The sequence below is a fragment of the Collinsella aerofaciens genome (assembly GCF_901212495.1).
Classification (GTDB): Bacteria; Actinomycetota; Coriobacteriia; order Coriobacteriales; family Coriobacteriaceae; genus Collinsella; species Collinsella aerofaciens_H.
The window spans coordinates 36,905-52,761 of record NZ_CAAKNY010000076.1 but is presented as its reverse complement, the minus strand read 5'-3'; the positions used below and the strand labels follow the sequence as shown (position 1 = coordinate 52,761).

Here is a 15,857-nt window from a genome sequence, read left to right as displayed (position 1 = left end):
GCACCATGATCCTCCTGGTCGACAAGATCGAAAAAAGCTTCGGCGCGCGCGTCCTCTTTAGCGGCGCGTCCTTCCAGATCAACCCCGGCGAGCGCTTCGCGCTTGTGGGACCCAACGGCGCCGGCAAAACTACCATGCTCAAGATCATCATGGGCATCGACAGCCCAGACGCCGGCCAGGTCCAGTACGCAAAGGACTGCCAGGTAGGTTACCTAGAGCAGGAAACCAACCTGGAGCAAAAGGACACCACCATCCTTGCCGAGGTCATGGCCGCCGCCAAGGAAATCCGCCGCATGGGCGAGCGCGCCAACGAGTTGCAGGCCCAGATTACTGAGCTCTCCGAGCAGGGCAAGGACGTCGACGCACTCCTCAACGAGTACGGCCAGGTCCAGGACCGCTTTGAGCATCTGGGCGGCTACGAGCTTGAGAGCAACGCCCGCAAGATCCTGTCTGGCCTGGGCTTTAAGGTCGCCGATTTTGAGCGCCCGTGCTCCGAGTTCTCGGGCGGTTGGCAGATGCGCATCGCGCTGGCCAAGCTCTTCCTGCGCCATCCCGACCTGCTGCTTCTGGACGAGCCTACTAACCACCTGGACCTCGAAAGCGTCCAGTGGTTGCGCGGCTTTATCGCCAACTACGACGGCGCCGTCCTCATCGTCAGTCACGACCGCGCCTTTATGGACGCCTGTGTCGACCACGTCGCCGCACTCGAAAACCGTCGCGTGACCACCTACACCGGCAACTACAGCAGCTACCTCAAGCAGCGCGAGGACAACCTGGAGCAGATGCGCGCCAAGCGTGCTGCCCAGGAGCGCGATATCGCCCACATGCAGGTCTTCGTCGACAAGTTCCGCTACAAGCCCACCAAGGCCGCCCAGGCCCAGGAGCGCATCCGCAAGATCGAGCAGATCAAAAAGGAGCTCGTCATCCTGCCCGAAGGCCACAAGCACATCGAGTTTAAGTTCCCTGACCCGCCGCGCTCCGGCGACATGGTCGTGGGGCTCGAGGGCGCATCCAAGTCCTACGGCAACAAGCACATCTACAGCGACATCGACCTCAAGCTCTACCGCGGCGAGCACGTGGCACTCGTCGGCCCCAACGGCGCCGGCAAGTCCACGCTCATGAAGATCCTCGCCGGCCTGGAGCCGCCCACCACCGGCACCCGCGATCTTGGCACCAACGTGGGCGTGGCCTACTACGCCCAGCATGCGCTCGAGGGCATGACCGAGTCCAACACCGTCCTGCAAGAGATCGACACCGTCACACCCAAGTGGACCGTGCCGCAGCAGCGCAGTTTGCTTGGCGCCTTCCTGTTTAGCGACAACGATTCCATCGAGAAGCAGGTACGCGTCCTCTCCGGCGGCGAAAAGGCGCGTCTGGCCCTGGCCAAGATGCTCGTGGCGCCCGAGGCGCTCCTGTGCCTGGACGAGCCCACCAACCACCTGGACATCGACTCGGTGGACATGCTCGAGAACGCCCTGCAAAACTTCCCCGGCACCATCGTGCTGATCAGCCACGACGAGCACCTGGTGCGCGCTGTGGCCAACCGCATCATTGACATCCGCGACGGCAAGGTCACGGTCTACGACGGCGACTACGACTACTACCTCTACAAGCGCGAGGACCTCGCGGCCCGCGCCGCCGCCGAGGCGCCCACGGAGAGTTCGCCCGCCACGGCCAAGTCCACCAAAGCCAGCGCCGCCCAGGCCGACATCCCCGCCGCCCCCAAGCCCGCCGAGGGCAAAAAGACCAAGGAGCAAAAGCGCGCCGAGGCCCAGGCCCGCGCCGCGCTCAACAAAAAGCTCAAGGGCGTGCGCAACCAGCTCAAGAAGATCGAGGCGGAGCTCGACAAAAAGCGCACCCGCTATGACGAGCTTATGGAATTGATGGCAAGCGAAGAGCTTTATGCCGATCAGGATAAGTTCAACGCCGCGCTGGGGGAATATAACGGGCTTAAGCAAGAGCTGCCCAAGCTCGAGGACGAATGGCTGGAGCTTTCCACCCAGATCGAAGAGGAGACCGCGCGTGAACTCTCGTAAGGCCGCTGCCGTGGCGATGAGCATTATCGCCATCGCCTGTCGCATCTGCGGCATCTTTATGAGCGCGATGACCGTGCTGCTATGTTTTAGCGGCCTCACCGCCAAGCTGCAGATCGTGGGCTTTGTCGTTGAGCTTTCGCGCGCGCTGCCGAGTGCTATCGCCGGCTACGGCGTCATCACATCGCCCTTTGGCGGTGTGTTCCGCCTGGATTACGCCATCGTCACCATAATCTTGTTTGTGATCGACTACCTGCTCACGCGCGCCTCGCGCCGCGTCCGCTAGGGGGCGCAATGTCCAACAGCCACCTCATGAACCTGCTCGCCAGCGCCGTTGCCGTCATCGTGGGTATTGTCATCCACGAGAGCGCGCACGCCGCCGCGGCCTGGGCGCTCGGCGACAAGACGGCCCGTTCGCGCGGCCGCGTCTCGCTCAACCCGCTCAACCACATCGACCCGTTTGGCACCATCCTCCTGCCGTTGCTCATGCTTGCGGCCGGCGGCCCGGTGTTCGCCTTTGCCAAGCCGGTGCCCGTCTACCTCAACAACCTCAAGCACCCCAAGCGCGACGAGGTCCTGGTGAGCGCAGCCGGCCCCGCATCGAACATTGCACTCGCGTGCCTCGCAGCCGCCCTCATGCACGCAGCGTATGGCAACCTCTACACCAGCATGTCCTTTGCCGTGGCGTCCCAAATCATGAACTTCGGCGCCACCTTTATCGTGGTCAACCTGTCGCTCGCGTTCTTTAACCTCATCCCGATCCCGCCGCTCGACGGCTCGTCGATCATTGTGCCGTTCCTCAAAGGCAAGGCGCTCGCCAACTACTATCGTCTGCAGCAATACGCCATGCCGATCCTTATCATCGTGCTGTACTTGCTGCCCATGTGGACCGGTATAGATGTGATCGGCCGGTATTTCGACGTTACCGTGTATCCGCTGGCGGAGCATCTGCTCAACTTCGCAACCGCCGGCATCTAGGGTAAACTTACAGATCGACCGTGCAAAACGGTCGTAACATGCACCCAAACCGCGCCGTGAAGGCGCCGTCAAAGGAGGTCGAAGATGTCGTATCGCGTGTCGACGCAGATCTACAGCGGACCGTTCGACCTGCTGCTGCAGCTGGTGACCCGCCAAAAAGTAGATATCGGCGCCATCTCGATCAGCGAGGTGGCCGAGCAATACCTTACCGAGGTCGAGCGCATCGAGGCGCTGGACCTAGACGTGGCGAGCGATTTTTTGCTGGTCGCGGCAACCCTTCTGGACATCAAGGCCGCCTCGCTGGTGCCCCAGGAGGCCCCAAGCAACACAGACGAAGATGACGAGGACGACGAAGATCTCGAGGAGCTTAGCGCGCTCGACGGTGACGCCCTGCGCGAAGTCCTGATTCAGCGCCTAATCGCTTACAAGCAGTTTAAGGGCGCAGCGGCGGCCCTTGGCGCGCGGATGCAGGCCGAGAGCCGCATGCATCCGCGCGTGGCCGGCCCCGACCCCGAGTTCCTAGGCCTTATGCCCGACTACTTGGCCGGCATTACCCTGCGCGGCCTGGCCGTCATCTGCGCCGACCTGGACGGCAAGCGCCAGACCTTCCTGCTGGAGGCCGAGCACGTGGCACCGCATCGCGTGCCGCTCGACCTGACGGTGGCCTCGGTCGACCGCTTTACCATGGCGCACCAAACCTGCACCTTCCGTGAGCTGCTGGACGGCGACGCCACCACCGAGCAGCTCGTCGTCACCTTCCTGGCCATGCTCGAGCTCGCCAAACGCGGCTCGCTCACGCTAAGCCAGGACGAGATTTTTGGAACCATTCAGATCAACCGCCTCGAGGGCGCCGAGGCATACGTGCCCGGCGAGGGCCCCGAGCTCACCGAATAGGAGCGGCAACCATGTCAACCCTTTCCACGCTAGAGGCAAACAGCCTCAAAGGTGCCCTCGAGGCGCTGCTGCTGGTGTCGAGCGACCCCGTAAGCGCGCCCGCGCTGGCAGGTGCGCTGGATATCGCCCCCGGCGAGTGCGCGTCGCTATTGGCCGAGCTCAAGGTTGAGTACGAGGAGGCCAACCGCGGCTTTCAGCTGCGCGAGGTCGCTGGCGGCTGGCGCCTGTTCACACACCCCGCCTTCCACGATGTGGTCGAGGCCTATGTACTGAGCTGGGACACGCAAAAACTGTCGCAGGCGGCGCTCGAGACTCTGGCCGTCATCGCCTACCACCAGCCCGTCACGCGCGAGGTGGTCAAGGGCATCCGCGGCGTCAACTCCGACGGCGTCATCGCGTCGCTCGTGGACAAGGGCCTGGTGCGCGAGCTCGGCCGCGACCCCGAGCGCGGTCAGGCAATCATCTACGGCACGACCAACGCCTTCTTGGAAAAGTTCGGCCTGCGCTCCACCCGCGACCTGCCCGATCTGGAGCAGTTTGCGCCCGACGAGCAGTCGCGTCAGTTTATCCGCGAGCGCCTGAGCGGCCGCAGCATTCAGTCCACGCTCGAGGAGCAGGCCGAGGACCTGGACGAAGAGCACGAACTGATCGATACCGATGTTGAGGACGACGCAGATGAAGAGATCCTGACCAGCGGTGACAGCTCGGAGGATATGCATGACGAGGACTAACGAAGCAGGGGAGACGCACATCGCCGGCGTCATGGGCGCGCCCGCGACCGACTCCCAGCCCGTCTACCCGCACACCATGCGCCTGCAGCGCTTTTTGGCGCGTGCGGGCGTGGCGAGCCGCCGCGGCTCGGAGGATCTAATGACCGCCGGCCGCGTGACCGTCAACAGCCAGGTCGCGACCGAACTGGGCACCAAGGTCGACGTCGACCGTGATCACATCGAGGTCGATGGCATGCCCGTCACGCTCAACCAGGGCGCCGTGTACCTGATGCTCTACAAGCCGACCGGCTTCCTCACCACCATGAGCGACCCGCAGGAGCGCCCCTGCGTGGCCGACCTGGTCCCGCGCGACCGCTTTCCGGGGCTCTTCCCGGTGGGTCGCCTGGACCGCGACACCACGGGCCTTTTGCTCTTTACCACCGACGGCGACCTGTCGCAGGACCTGCTGCACCCCAGCAAGCACGTCTACAAGACCTACCAGGCGCTGGTGGATGGCCACCTGACCGATCGCGACCTGGAACCACTCCGTCGCGGCATCGAGCTCGATGACGGTCTGTGCCAACCGGCGATCTGCCGCGTCATTACCGCGCGCGAGGCCGAGGCCGTGGCTCCGCAAGGCGTCAAGCCCGGCACCACCGCCGTGGAGGTCATCATCCGCGAGGGCCGCAAAAACCAGGTCAAGCGCATGCTGGGCAAGATCCACCATCCGGTGATCCGCCTGCACCGCTGTAACTTTGCCGGCCTGGAGCTCAAGGATGTGGCCAAGGGCTCGTGGCGCGAGCTCACCGACCGCGAGGTACAGGTCCTCAAGGCCGGCGGCATCCCGCCCAATCAGGCCAGCTCCAAGCGCGCTGCCGCGCCGGCGACCAACACCGCAAGCCACACACGTCACCACGGCAGCCACGGCTCCGCGCCCAAGCGCAATACCTATCGCGAGCGCTACACAGGCTAGGCAACCCGCTAAACAGCAGCCCCCGCGTCCCACACCAGCACGTCAACCACCGAAAGGAAGCATTGCATGATCGTCGCCATCGACGGCCCCGCCGGTTCTGGCAAGTCCACCATCGCCAAGGAGATCGCCCGCCAGCTGGGCTTTAACAAACTCGACACGGGCGCCATGTATCGCGCCGTCACCTTTGCCGCGCTCGACAGTGGCATCGACCTGGACAACGAGGCGGCCATCGACGCCCTCGCCGAGCAGATCGAGATCCGCTTTACCAACGGCACCGGCGAGGACACGCGCCTGACCATCGACGGCCAGGACGCATCGGCTGCCATCCGTACCCCGCAGGTGGACGCCAACGTCTCCAAGGTCTCGGCCTACCCGGGTGTACGCGCCGCCATGCTCATCCATCAGCGCCGCGCCGCCGAGGACCGCGATATCGTGGCCGAGGGTCGCGACATCGGCACCGTCGTGTTCCCCAACGCGCAGGTCAAGGTGTTTCTGACCGCCGACCCGCGTGAGCGTGCCCGCCGCCGCGTGCTGCAGCGCCACCAAAACGACGCCCAGCCGCTTACCGCCCCACAACTCGAGGCCGAGGTCGACGAAACCCTCGATGCCCTCAAGCAGCGCGACAAACTCGACAGCAGCCGCGAGGTCGCACCGCTTGTGCCCGCCGAGGACGCCGTGCACGTCGACTCCACCGCCCACACCATCGATGAGGTCGTCTCGATCATCGAGGACCTCATCAACCAAAGGAGGTAGCCCATGCGCCTGTTTAAGCAGACGTCCGAGGATTACTACAACGCCCCCTACGCCGAGTTCCCGGCGCTCATCCGCGGCACTGTCGCGGTAGTCATGGGCATCCTGTGGGTCTTCTCCAAGCTCATGTGGCGCTGGAAGGTCGAAGACGCCGACCTGCTGTTTGAGCGCCAGGAAGGCCGCGGCAGCGTAGTCATCTGCAACCACACCTCGATGGCCGAACTCTTGGCCGTGGAGACGGCGCTGTTCTTTGGCGGCCGCCGCGTCCGCCCCATCTTTAAGTCCGAGTTTGCCAAGAGCAAGATCGTGCGCTGGGCCTTTAGCCGCGTGGGCGGTATTCCCGTCGAGCGCGGCACCGCCGACATGAAGTGCCTGCGCGCCGCCCAGCATGCGCTGCAACGCGGCGAGGACGTCCTGATTTTCCCCGAGGGCACGCGCATCCGCTCGCGCGAGATTAAGCCCGAGGTCCATGGCGGCTTTGCGCTTATCGCCCAGATGGGCAAGGCGCCGGTCAACCCCCTCGCCATTTGTGGCTGGTCCGACATCACGCCTAAGGGCAAAAAGCTCATGCGCCCCAGGAAGTGCTGGATCCGCGCCGGCAAGGCCGTCTCGCTTTCCGACGCTCCGACCGAGCTCAAGCGCAAGGAGCGCCTGGCTTGGTTTGAGTCCGAGGCTATGAGCCGTGTCTACGCCATGCGCGACGAGCTGTGCACCGAGCACCCGGGTAGGTTCTAGCCATGGGCGATAAAATCATGAACACCGTCGAGGCTGTGCCCGGCAAGGCAGACGTCCCCACCATCGAGATCGCTGCCCACGCCGGCACCTGTTACGGCGTGCAGCGCGCGCTCGACATGGCGCTGGCGGCCGCCCCGCAGGCGGGGAAGAACACTCAGGTCCACACCCTGGGCCCGCTCATTCATAACCCCATCGTGGTGCGCGAGCTTGCCGAGGCAGGCGTGGGTCTGGCCGACACCCTGGATGACGCCGCGTCGGGCACCGTGATCATCCGCGCGCACGGCGTGGTGCCGCAGGTGATTGAGGCCGCTCGCGAGCGTGGCCTTACCGTGGTCGATGCCACCTGCCCCTACGTCAAGAAAGTCCATGTGGCGGCCGCGCGCCTGGTGCGCGAGGGTTACCGCGTAATCGTCGTGGGCGAGCCGGGCCACCCCGAGGTCGAGGGCATTCTGGGCCATGCTGGTGATGACGCGCAGGTCGTGAGCTGTGCCGCCGATGCGGACGCACTGCCGCTCAAGGGCAAGGTTGGCCTGGTTGTGCAGACCACCCAGACCGCGCAGAACCTGGCCGAGGTTGTGGCCTCCATCACCCCGCGCGTGCAGGAACTGCGCGTGATCAACACGATCTGCGCCGCCACGAGCGAGCGCCAGCAGGCAGCCGCAACCCTCGCCAACCGCTGTGATTGCATGGTCGTCGTGGGCGGCAAAAATTCGGGCAACACGCGCCGCCTGGCGCAGATTTGTGCCGATGCCTGCGAGCACACGCATCACATCGAGGAAGCTTCCGAGCTTGAGGCCGCATGGTTTGCCAGCGCGCGCCACATCGGCATCACTGCCGGAGCCTCCACCCCGCAAGAACACATCGAACGCGCCGTTGCGCGCATCAAGGAGCTTTGCCGCTAATGATGGACCAGACCGTACCCGCATACGCCGCCGAGGTGGCCGATTACGGGCGCAGCCGCGACCCCGAGCCGGGGGAGGGTGCGCTCGTTAAGAACGTGCGCCCCGAATCGCCCGCATGGGATGTGGGTATCGAGCCGGGCATGCGCGTGCTCACGGTCAACGGCGAGCAGCTCACCGACATGATCGTATGGCTTTGGGAAGCCGACGACGACACCGTCGAGTTGGAGGTTTTCGACCCGCGCGACGGCACCATCACCCCCGTCGAGCTCGACCGCTTCCCGGGTGAGGATTGGGGCCTTGTGTTCGACGGCCCCATCTTTGATGGCATGCGTACCTGTGTCAATGCCTGCGTGTTCTGCTTTATGACCATGCTGCCCAAGGGCGGCCGCTCCACGCTCTACATTCGCGACGACGACTATCGCCTGAGCTTTTTACAGGGTAACTTTGTCACGCTCACGAACCTTTCCGACGAGGACGTGCAAAACGTTATCGATCGCAACATGAGTCCGATGAACGTGTCGGTCCACGCCGTGAGCCCCGATGTCCGCCGCCGTATGATGGGCCGCAACGCCCAGCGCGGCATGGACGTGCTCGAGGCCATCATGGCAGCCGGCATCGAGATTCACGCGCAGATTGTGCTGTGCCCCGGCCTGAACGACGGAGAGGAGCTGGAAAAGACCCTGCGTTACTGCGAGGATCACGAGCAGATCACGAGCCTGGGCATTGTGCCGCTCGGTTTTACCAAGCATCAGAACCGTTTTAGCTGGTCCTACAGCGATAAGCCCGAGCTCGCGCGCGAGACCATTGCCATGATCCGGCCCTTCCAGGACCGTGCCTTCGAGCGCTTTGGTCGCCACACCTTCCAGATGAGCGACGAGTTCTACCTGGACGCCGGCATCGAGCCTCCCGAGGCGGACTTTTACGACGGCTACCCGCAGTACTATGACGGCATCGGCATGATCCGCTCGTATCTGGACGAGACCGACTGCGTACTGACTGCCGATGCCGAACGCCTGACCCGCGTTCGCGAGGCCATCACAGCCCGCGGCCAGCACCTGCTGTGCCTCTCGGGCGCCAGCGCGCGCGATACGGTGGCGCGCTTTGTGGAATCGCCGCACGGCCTTGCCGGCACCGTCACAGCCATCAAAAACCGCTACTTTGGCGGCAACGTGGACGTGACCGGCCTCATCGTCGCGAGCGACATCTTGGAGCAGCTGCCGCAAGACCTGTCGGGGGTTATGCTCTTTGTGCCTAAGCTCATGTTCAACGCTGACGGCATGACGCTTGACGAGTATCATCGTGACGATTTACTCGCAAGCCTTACCAGTCGCGGCGCCGAGGTTCATGTGGTATCGACCATGCCGCATGAGCTGCTCGATACCCTGGAGCACATTCTTGGCATAACGCCCGCCAATTCAACTATTCCCGCTGACCCTACCCATTAAAGGAGAGCAGATGAAACCTATCGTCGCCGTCGTCGGACGCCCCAACGTGGGCAAATCCACGCTCGTCAACCGCCTGGCCCAGACCTCGGACGCCATCGTCCACGAGTCCCGCGGCGTCACGCGCGACCGCTCGTATCACACGGCCGATTGGAACGGCCGCGAGTTCACCATCGTCGACACGGGCGGCATCGAGCCGCTCAAGAGCGATGACGTCTTTGCCACGTCCATTCGCGACCAGGCCCTCGCCGCCGCCGAGGAAGCCGCCGTCATCCTGTTTGTGGTCGACGGCCGCACCGGCGTCACCGAGGAGGACGAGTCGGTCGCCCGCATGCTCAAGCGCTCCGACAAGCCGGTCTTTCTGCTGGTGAACAAGCTCGACAACCCCGATCGCGAGAACGACAACATCTGGGAGTTCTATTCGCTCGGCATCGGTGAGCCCACGCCGCTCTCGGCCCTGCACGGCCATGGCACGGGCGACCTGCTCGACGATATCGTGGCCCTGCTCCCCGAGGAAGAGGACGAGGTCGCCGACGAATTCCCCGACGCGCTGAACGTCGCCATCATCGGCCGCCCCAACGCCGGTAAGTCGTCGCTGTTCAACCGCATCCTGGGCGCCGACCGCTCCATCGTGTCCAACATCGCCGGCACCACGCGCGACGCCATCGATACCGTCGTCGAGCGCGACGGCAAGCACTACCGCATGGTCGATACCGCGGGCATTCGCAAGAAGAGCACCGTGTACGAGAACATCGAGTACTACTCCATGGTTCGCGGCCTGCGTGCCATCGACCGCGCCGACGTGGCGCTGCTCGTCGTCGACGCCTCCGTGGGCGTCACCGAGCAGGACCAAAAGGTCATGGGCTTGGCCATCGAGCGCGGCTGTGCCATCGTGGTGCTGCTCAACAAGTGGGACCTGCTCGACGACGACCGCAAGCGCGAGGCCTGCATGGAGACCGTCGACCGCCGTCTGGGCGTCATGGCTCCCTGGGCCCAGTACCTGCGCATCTCTGCCCTCACCGGTAGCAGCGTCGAGAAGATCTGGGCCATGGTCGATGCCGCCGAAAAGACACGCTCGCAAAAGATCACCACCTCGCGCCTCAACACGTTCCTCACCGACCTGCGCGAGTTTGGCCACACCGTGGTAGACGGCAAGCGCCGCCTGCGCATGCACTACGTGACCCAGACGGGCGTCAACCCGCCGACGTTCACCTTCTTCGTCAACCACAGCGACCTGGTCAATGATACCTACCAGCGTTACGTGGAGAACCGCATGCGCTCGACCTTCGACTTCGCCGGTACGCCCATTCGACTCTTCTTTAGGAAGAAGGAGCAAAAGGATGCTTAATCCGATTCTGCTGACCGCCATCTGCGCCGTGGTCTCGTTCTTTATCGGAGCGATTCCGTTTGGCCTGATCCTGGGCCGCGTGTTCAACCACACGGACATTCGCAAGGCGGGCTCCGGCAACATCGGCACCACCAACGCGCTGCGCGTGGCTGGCCCTAAGGTGGCCGCGCTCACGCTGCTGCTCGACTGCCTTAAGGGCGCCATCTGCGTCCTTATCGCGCGTCCGCTCATCGCGAGCGTGGGCTATGGCTTCCCTGTGAGCATCATGGCTCCCGGTGCCGCCGGCGACTGGATGCTCGGCGTCATTTGCCTGGCTGCCGTGTGGGGACACATCTTTTCGCCCTACCTTAACTTCCACGGCGGTAAGGGTATCGCCGTGGGCCTGGGCGTGATTCTTGCCTGGTACTGGCCCATTGGTCTGTCGCTACTGGGCATGTTTATTGTGGCCGTCGCCATCACCAAGTACGTGTCGGTGGGCTCACTTGCCGCCGCCATCGGTCTTCCCATCGCCGCCTGCGCGGTCTTTCCGTACAGCAGCCTGGGCCTCAAGTTTTGCATGGCGCTGATCGGCATCACCGTGGTATGGGCCCATCGTGCGAACATCAAAAAGCTCATGACGGGTAAGGAGTCCAAACTCTCGTTTACCAAGCGTGTCACCGAGCCCGACGATAAGTAGGAGAGAGTCATGAATGTTGCGCTGATTGGCTCCGGCTCCTGGGGAACCGCCGTCGCCGGCCTTGCCGCCGCGCGAGCCGAGCGTGTGACCATGTGGGCTCATAGCGAGCAGACGGCCGCGGGCATAAACGGCGAGCACTGTAATCCCCGCTATCTGTTGGACTACGTGCTGCCGGAAAACGTTGTCGCCACGACGGACCTGGCTCAGGCGCTCGACGGTGCCGAGGCCATCATCTTTGCTGTGCCTTCGACGCATTTGCGCGACGTCTGCCACCAGGCGGCACCCTTTATCGCCACCGACACCCCGGCGCTCTGTCTCACCAAGGGCATCGAGCCCGAATCCGGCCTGCTCATGAGCGAGGTCATCGCCAGCGAGATCGGTAACGAGGCGCGCGTGGCGGCGCTTTCGGGCCCCAACCATGCCGAGGAGATCTGCCGTGGTGGACTTTCGGCCGCCGTCATCGCCAGTGAAGACCAACAGGTAGGGGAGACCTTTAAGGAGCTGCTGCTGTCCACGGCCTTCCGCATCTACCTGTCGCAGGACATGACCGGCGTCGAGGTCTGCGGCGCCATGAAAAACGTCATCGCCATCGTGTGTGGCATCTCCGCCGGCTCGGGCGCAGGCGACAACACGCTCGCTCTCATCATGACGCGTGGTCTGGCCGAGATCAGCCGCCTGGTACACGCCCGCGGCGGTCAGGCCATGACCTGCATGGGACTTGCCGGCATGGGCGACCTTATCGCCACCTGCACCTCCGAGCATTCGCGCAACCGCACCTTTGGCTTCGAGTTCGCTCATGGCGTTTCGCTCGACGAGTACCAGACGCGCACGCATATGGTGGTGGAGGGTGCCGTCGCGGCCCGCAGCGTCAGCGAACTCGCCCGTTCACTGGGCGTAGACATTCCGCTCACCTTTGCCGTGGAGCAAACGCTCTACAACGGTGTTACTTTGGATAGGGCGCTCGAGATTCTTACCGATCGCGTACCCTCCCAAGAGTTCTACGGACTCACCGACTAGCGCAGAAAGGCTTCTACCATGGGTTCCATCAAAATCGCTCCGTCCGTCCTCTCGGCCGACATGGCCAACCTCAAGGGCGAACTCGATAAGATCGCCGGTGCCGACTACGTGCACTTCGACGTCATGGACGGTCACTTTACCGGCAACCTCACCTTTGGCGTCGACATCCTCAAGGCCGTCAAGCGCTCCACCGATGTACCGGTCGACGCGCACCTGATGGTGTCGAACCCCGACGAGACGGTCGATTGGTACGCCGACGCCGGTGCCGACATGATCACCGTGCACTACGAGGCCTCCACACACCTGCACCGCACGCTCACCCATCTGCAGCAGCGCGGCGTCAAGGCCGGCGTGGTGCTCAACCCCGCCACGCCCGTCTGCGTGCTCGAAAGCATCATCGACGTTGTCGACATGGTGCTGCTGATGAGCGTGAACCCTGGCTTTGGCGGCCAGAGCTTTATTCCCGGTACTCTACCTAAGCTGCACGAGCTTACGGCCATGTGCGAGCGCCACGGCGTGTCGCCTCTGATCGAGGTCGATGGCGGCATCTCCTCCAAAAACATCACTGATGTTGTCAAGGCTGGCGCCAACGTGCTCGTGGCCGGTTCCGCCGTATTTAAGTCCGAAGATCCCGCTGCCGAGGTTGCGCTGCTGCAGAAACTGGGCAACGAGGCCGCACAGGAGGCATAAACCCTTATGACCGCAGGTCAAAATCGCATACCCGTGAATCTTGACTATGCCGCCTCGACGCCCATGCGCGCCGAGGCGCGCCTTGCGCAGCGCGAATATGACGACAGCGAGCTTGCCGGCGTCAACCCCAACTCACTGCACTCGCTTGGCCGCAAGGCCGCCGCACGCCTGGAAGTCGCCCGTCGCGAGATCGCCCGTAGCTTTGGCGCACGCGTTCGCCCGTCCGAGATCATCCTTACCAACGGCGGCACCGAGGCCAACCAGCTGGCGCTACTCGGTCTTGCCGAGGGTGCTCGTCAGCGCGATCGCAAGCGCGATCGTGTCATCGTTTCGGCCATCGAGCACGATTCGATTCTGGACAACCTGCCGCTGCTGCGTGCCGCCGGCTTTACCGTCGACCTGGTGCAGCCCTGCCGGGCGGGCTTCATTGACCCTGCCGTGCTTGTCGAGCTGCTAGGCGACGACGTGGCACTCGTGAGCATTATGGTCGCCAACAACGAGACCGGCGTGGTGCAGCCCATCCGCGAGCTGGCCGCCGCCGCACATGCTGACGGCGCCTTGTTTCATACCGATGCCATCCAGGGGTACTTGCATATTCCGCTCGATGTCACCGAATTAGGCGTCGATTCTATGACCGTTGCCGCGCACAAGATCGGCGGCCCTGTGGCATCCGGCGCTCTCTACCTTAAGAACCGCACGCCGCTGCGTCCGCGCATCTTTGGCGGTGGACAGGAAGCCGGCCGTCGCGCCGGTACGCAGGATCTGCGCACGCAGCTGGCTTTTGCCGCTGCCGCCTGCACGCTGGCGCCCCACGTTGCCCAGGAGCGCGCGAAGCTGCAAGCCCTTTCCGACAAGCTCTACGCCACGCTTACGGCCCATCCTCGCATTCACGCCACGATGGGCGACTACGCGCAGGCAGATCGTCTGCCAGGCATGGTTTCAATCTACGTTGACGGCATGGACTCCGAAGAGCTCATCATCAAGCTCGATGCCGCCGGCTTTGAGGTTTCGGCCGGATCGGCTTGCTCGAGCGGCAGCATGGACCCGAGCCATGTGCTCAGCGCCATGGGCATTGGTCGCGAGCAGGCGCTAGGCGCACTGCGCATCTCGTTTGATGACCGCGTGAACCCTGCCGACCTAGATGAGTTCGCCCAGACGCTGCTTTCGATCGTAGGCGCCGCATGATTGTCTCCGAGCTTGAACATGCGCTGCTGGCACGCTACCCCAAGGCGGACGCAGAGGGCTGGGATCATGTAGGGCTATCTGTGGGAGATCCCACTGCAAAGATCACCGGTGTTGCCTGCGCACTCGACGCGACCGAGGCCAACGTGCACCGCGCCCTGGAGTCCGGCGCCAACGTGCTGCTGACGCATCATCCCATCTATATCAAGGCGCCCGAGGCCTTTTGTCCGGCCGATCCCGCGCGTCCCCAGTGCAGCGCCGCGCTGTACGAGGCAGCTCGTTGCGGCGTGAGCATCATCTCGCTTCACACCAACCTGGACCGCTCGCACGAAGCGCGCGTTCGCCTGAGCGAGTTGCTGGGCGCAGAGCCCATGAGCTCGCTGGAGCATGTGGACGAGCCTGAGCTCACCGGTCTGGGCGCACTCGCGACCCTCCACGATGCCTGCAACCTGCGCGATCTTGCCATACGTGCTGCCACGGCCTTCGGCAGCGACCCGCGCGTATGGGGCGATGCCGAGCGCCCGTGCCGCACCGTCGCCATTCTGGGCGGCTCCCTCGGCGATTTTGGAGAGCTTGCCATCGCCGCAGGCGCAGATGTAATTGTGACTGGAGAAGCCGGCTACCACGTGGCGCAGGACCTTGCCTTACGTGGCCTAGGCGTGATCCTACTCGGCCACGACCGCTCCGAGGAGTCGTTCGTTGATATATTGATGAACTCTGCAGTTGACGCCGGGGTCGACCCCCGTCATGCGATTAAAATACTGAACCCTTGCCAATGGTGGACTGTGACAAAAGGAGAGAACTTATGAGCGCCGGCGCTACGCTACTCAAGCTGCAACAGATCGATTTGGAGCTCGCGCGCAACAAGAGCGAACTTGCCAATATGCCGGAGCTCAAGGAGCTCGCTTCCAAGCGCAAGACCTATGTGAAACTCAAGTCCGAGATGACCAAGCTCTACGCACAGCGCAAGGATCTGGACATTGAGCTCGACGATCTCAACACCACCGAGATTCAGACCAATAACGCCATCGAGGCTGCCAAGAAGCGTCACGTCGACGGTTCTGATTACCGCGAGGTGCAGGACCTGGAGAATGAGCTCGCCACCCTGGCAAAGCGTCTGGACAAGATCGAGCACACCCGCAAGGATGTCGTTGTCGCCCATAAGGAGGCGCTCGACCGCGAGACTCGCGCGCAGGCCATCATCGCCAAGTTCGAGGAAGGCGTGAAAGCCGATACCAAGGCCACCCGTGCCAAGGCTGCCGACCTCCAGGCTCAGATTGACGCCGCCACCAAGGAGCGCATTGCCCTTGCCGCTACGCTGCCCACCGATGTGCTCGCCGACTACGAGCGCCTGCTTAAGCAGTTCCGTGGCCTGGCCGTCGAGACTATCAAGGGCAACATTCCCACCATCTGCCACACCGCGCTGCAGGCATCATCCATGAGCGACCTCAACCACGACGGTAGCGAGATCGCGCACTGCCCGTACTGCCACCGCCTGCTGGTGCTCCCGAGCAAGGAAGCCTAACG

17 protein-coding genes are annotated in these 15,857 nt (G+C 63.7%); all 17 read left to right on the top strand.

Annotated elements, in window-relative coordinates:
• The first annotated feature begins 5 nt into the window (after window positions 1-5).
• The 17 genes from SFLMC1_RS09420 (at window position 6) to SFLMC1_RS09340 (ending at window position 15,855) form a co-directional block, all read left to right on the top strand.
• Window positions 6-2,036: an ABC-F family ATP-binding cassette domain-containing protein gene (locus tag SFLMC1_RS09420; protein ID WP_152073787.1), complete on the top strand. Its 2,031-nt coding sequence runs from the start codon at window positions 6-8 to the stop codon at window positions 2,034-2,036.
• Window positions 2,023-2,319 carry a hypothetical protein gene (locus tag SFLMC1_RS09415; RefSeq protein ID WP_226814229.1) on the top strand — a complete coding sequence of 99 codons (297 nt, stop codon included), beginning with the start codon at window positions 2,023-2,025 and terminating at the stop codon, window positions 2,317-2,319. The genes SFLMC1_RS09420 and SFLMC1_RS09415 overlap by 14 nt, the downstream gene beginning before the upstream one ends.
• Window positions 2,320-2,327: 8 nt before the next feature.
• Window positions 2,328-3,011, top strand: coding sequence for a site-2 protease family protein (locus SFLMC1_RS09410; protein ID WP_152073788.1), 684 nt, complete (start codon window positions 2,328-2,330; stop codon window positions 3,009-3,011).
• Window positions 3,012-3,095: 84 nt separating this feature from the next.
• Window positions 3,096-3,905, top strand: coding sequence for a segregation and condensation protein A (locus tag SFLMC1_RS09405; RefSeq protein ID WP_152073789.1), 810 nt, complete (start codon window positions 3,096-3,098; stop codon window positions 3,903-3,905).
• A gap of 11 nt (window positions 3,906-3,916) precedes the next feature.
• Window positions 3,917-4,636: an SMC-Scp complex subunit ScpB gene (gene scpB, locus SFLMC1_RS09400; RefSeq protein ID WP_152073790.1), complete on the top strand. Its 720-nt coding sequence runs from the start codon at window positions 3,917-3,919 to the stop codon at window positions 4,634-4,636.
• Window positions 4,623-5,588, top strand: coding sequence for a pseudouridine synthase (locus SFLMC1_RS09395; RefSeq protein ID WP_187323941.1), 966 nt, complete (start codon window positions 4,623-4,625; stop codon window positions 5,586-5,588). The genes scpB and SFLMC1_RS09395 overlap by 14 nt, the downstream gene beginning before the upstream one ends.
• Window positions 5,589-5,654: 66 nt before the next feature.
• A complete protein-coding gene (gene cmk, locus SFLMC1_RS09390) occupies window positions 5,655-6,341 on the top strand; it encodes a (d)CMP kinase (RefSeq protein WP_152073791.1) in 687 nt (228 codons plus the stop codon).
• Window positions 6,342-6,344: 3 nt separating this feature from the next.
• Window positions 6,345-7,073 (top strand): lysophospholipid acyltransferase family protein, encoded by a 729-nt coding sequence (locus SFLMC1_RS09385; RefSeq protein ID WP_152073792.1) that lies wholly within the window; start codon window positions 6,345-6,347, stop codon window positions 7,071-7,073.
• A 2-nt stretch (window positions 7,074-7,075) separates the two neighbouring features.
• Window positions 7,076-7,975 carry a 4-hydroxy-3-methylbut-2-enyl diphosphate reductase gene (locus tag SFLMC1_RS09380; protein WP_226814230.1) on the top strand — a complete coding sequence of 300 codons (900 nt, stop codon included), beginning with the start codon at window positions 7,076-7,078 and terminating at the stop codon, window positions 7,973-7,975.
• A gap of 2 nt (window positions 7,976-7,977) precedes the next feature.
• Complete coding sequence (locus SFLMC1_RS09375) at window positions 7,978-9,420, top strand: DUF512 domain-containing protein (RefSeq protein ID WP_152073793.1); 1,443 nt, start codon at window positions 7,978-7,980, stop codon at window positions 9,418-9,420.
• 10 nt (window positions 9,421-9,430) lie between these two features.
• Complete coding sequence (gene der / locus SFLMC1_RS09370; protein WP_152073794.1) at window positions 9,431-10,765, top strand: ribosome biogenesis GTPase Der; 1,335 nt, start codon at window positions 9,431-9,433, stop codon at window positions 10,763-10,765.
• Window positions 10,758-11,441: a glycerol-3-phosphate 1-O-acyltransferase PlsY gene (gene plsY, locus SFLMC1_RS09365; RefSeq protein ID WP_152073795.1), complete on the top strand. Its 684-nt coding sequence runs from the start codon at window positions 10,758-10,760 to the stop codon at window positions 11,439-11,441. The genes der and plsY overlap by 8 nt, the downstream gene beginning before the upstream one ends.
• A gap of 9 nt (window positions 11,442-11,450) precedes the next feature.
• Window positions 11,451-12,458, top strand: a complete 1,008-nt coding sequence (locus tag SFLMC1_RS09360; protein ID WP_152073796.1) for an NAD(P)H-dependent glycerol-3-phosphate dehydrogenase — start codon at window positions 11,451-11,453, stop codon at window positions 12,456-12,458.
• 18 nt (window positions 12,459-12,476) lie between these two features.
• Window positions 12,477-13,148 (top strand): ribulose-phosphate 3-epimerase, encoded by a 672-nt coding sequence (gene rpe, locus SFLMC1_RS09355; protein WP_152073797.1) that lies wholly within the window; start codon window positions 12,477-12,479, stop codon window positions 13,146-13,148.
• 6 nt (window positions 13,149-13,154) lie between these two features.
• A complete protein-coding gene (locus SFLMC1_RS09350; RefSeq protein WP_152073798.1) occupies window positions 13,155-14,333 on the top strand; it encodes a cysteine desulfurase family protein in 1,179 nt (392 codons plus the stop codon).
• Window positions 14,330-15,139 carry a Nif3-like dinuclear metal center hexameric protein gene (locus SFLMC1_RS09345; protein ID WP_152073799.1) on the top strand — a complete coding sequence of 270 codons (810 nt, stop codon included), beginning with the start codon at window positions 14,330-14,332 and terminating at the stop codon, window positions 15,137-15,139. Before SFLMC1_RS09350 ends, SFLMC1_RS09345 begins: the two co-directional genes overlap by 4 nt.
• A complete protein-coding gene (locus tag SFLMC1_RS09340; protein ID WP_152073800.1) occupies window positions 15,136-15,855 on the top strand; it encodes a zinc ribbon domain-containing protein in 720 nt (239 codons plus the stop codon). The genes SFLMC1_RS09345 and SFLMC1_RS09340 overlap by 4 nt, the downstream gene beginning before the upstream one ends.
• Window positions 15,856-15,857 lie beyond the last annotated feature (2 nt).

What these genes read in the sequence shown, in the direction of transcription:
- SFLMC1_RS09420 (WP_152073787.1), top strand. Translation starts at nt 6, where the DNA reads ATGATCCTCCTGGTCGACAAGATCGAAAAAAGCTTCGGCGCGCGCGTC.
- SFLMC1_RS09410 (WP_152073788.1), top strand. Translation starts at nt 2,328, where the DNA reads ATGTCCAACAGCCACCTCATGAACCTGCTCGCCAGCGCCGTTGCCGTC.
- SFLMC1_RS09405 (WP_152073789.1), top strand. Translation starts at nt 3,096, where the DNA reads ATGTCGTATCGCGTGTCGACGCAGATCTACAGCGGACCGTTCGACCTG.
- scpB (WP_152073790.1), top strand. Translation starts at nt 3,917, where the DNA reads ATGTCAACCCTTTCCACGCTAGAGGCAAACAGCCTCAAAGGTGCCCTC.
- SFLMC1_RS09395 (WP_187323941.1), top strand. Translation starts at nt 4,623, where the DNA reads ATGACGAGGACTAACGAAGCAGGGGAGACGCACATCGCCGGCGTCATG.
- cmk (WP_152073791.1), top strand. Translation starts at nt 5,655, where the DNA reads ATGATCGTCGCCATCGACGGCCCCGCCGGTTCTGGCAAGTCCACCATC.
- SFLMC1_RS09385 (WP_152073792.1), top strand. Translation starts at nt 6,345, where the DNA reads ATGCGCCTGTTTAAGCAGACGTCCGAGGATTACTACAACGCCCCCTAC.
- SFLMC1_RS09380 (WP_226814230.1), top strand. Translation starts at nt 7,076, where the DNA reads ATGGGCGATAAAATCATGAACACCGTCGAGGCTGTGCCCGGCAAGGCA.
- SFLMC1_RS09375 (WP_152073793.1), top strand. Translation starts at nt 7,978, where the DNA reads ATGGACCAGACCGTACCCGCATACGCCGCCGAGGTGGCCGATTACGGG.
- der (WP_152073794.1), top strand. Translation starts at nt 9,431, where the DNA reads ATGAAACCTATCGTCGCCGTCGTCGGACGCCCCAACGTGGGCAAATCC.
- plsY (WP_152073795.1), top strand. Translation starts at nt 10,758, where the DNA reads ATGCTTAATCCGATTCTGCTGACCGCCATCTGCGCCGTGGTCTCGTTC.
- SFLMC1_RS09360 (WP_152073796.1), top strand. Translation starts at nt 11,451, where the DNA reads ATGAATGTTGCGCTGATTGGCTCCGGCTCCTGGGGAACCGCCGTCGCC.
- rpe (WP_152073797.1), top strand. Translation starts at nt 12,477, where the DNA reads ATGGGTTCCATCAAAATCGCTCCGTCCGTCCTCTCGGCCGACATGGCC.
- SFLMC1_RS09350 (WP_152073798.1), top strand. Translation starts at nt 13,155, where the DNA reads ATGACCGCAGGTCAAAATCGCATACCCGTGAATCTTGACTATGCCGCC.
- SFLMC1_RS09345 (WP_152073799.1), top strand. Translation starts at nt 14,330, where the DNA reads ATGATTGTCTCCGAGCTTGAACATGCGCTGCTGGCACGCTACCCCAAG.
- SFLMC1_RS09340 (WP_152073800.1), top strand. Translation starts at nt 15,136, where the DNA reads ATGAGCGCCGGCGCTACGCTACTCAAGCTGCAACAGATCGATTTGGAG.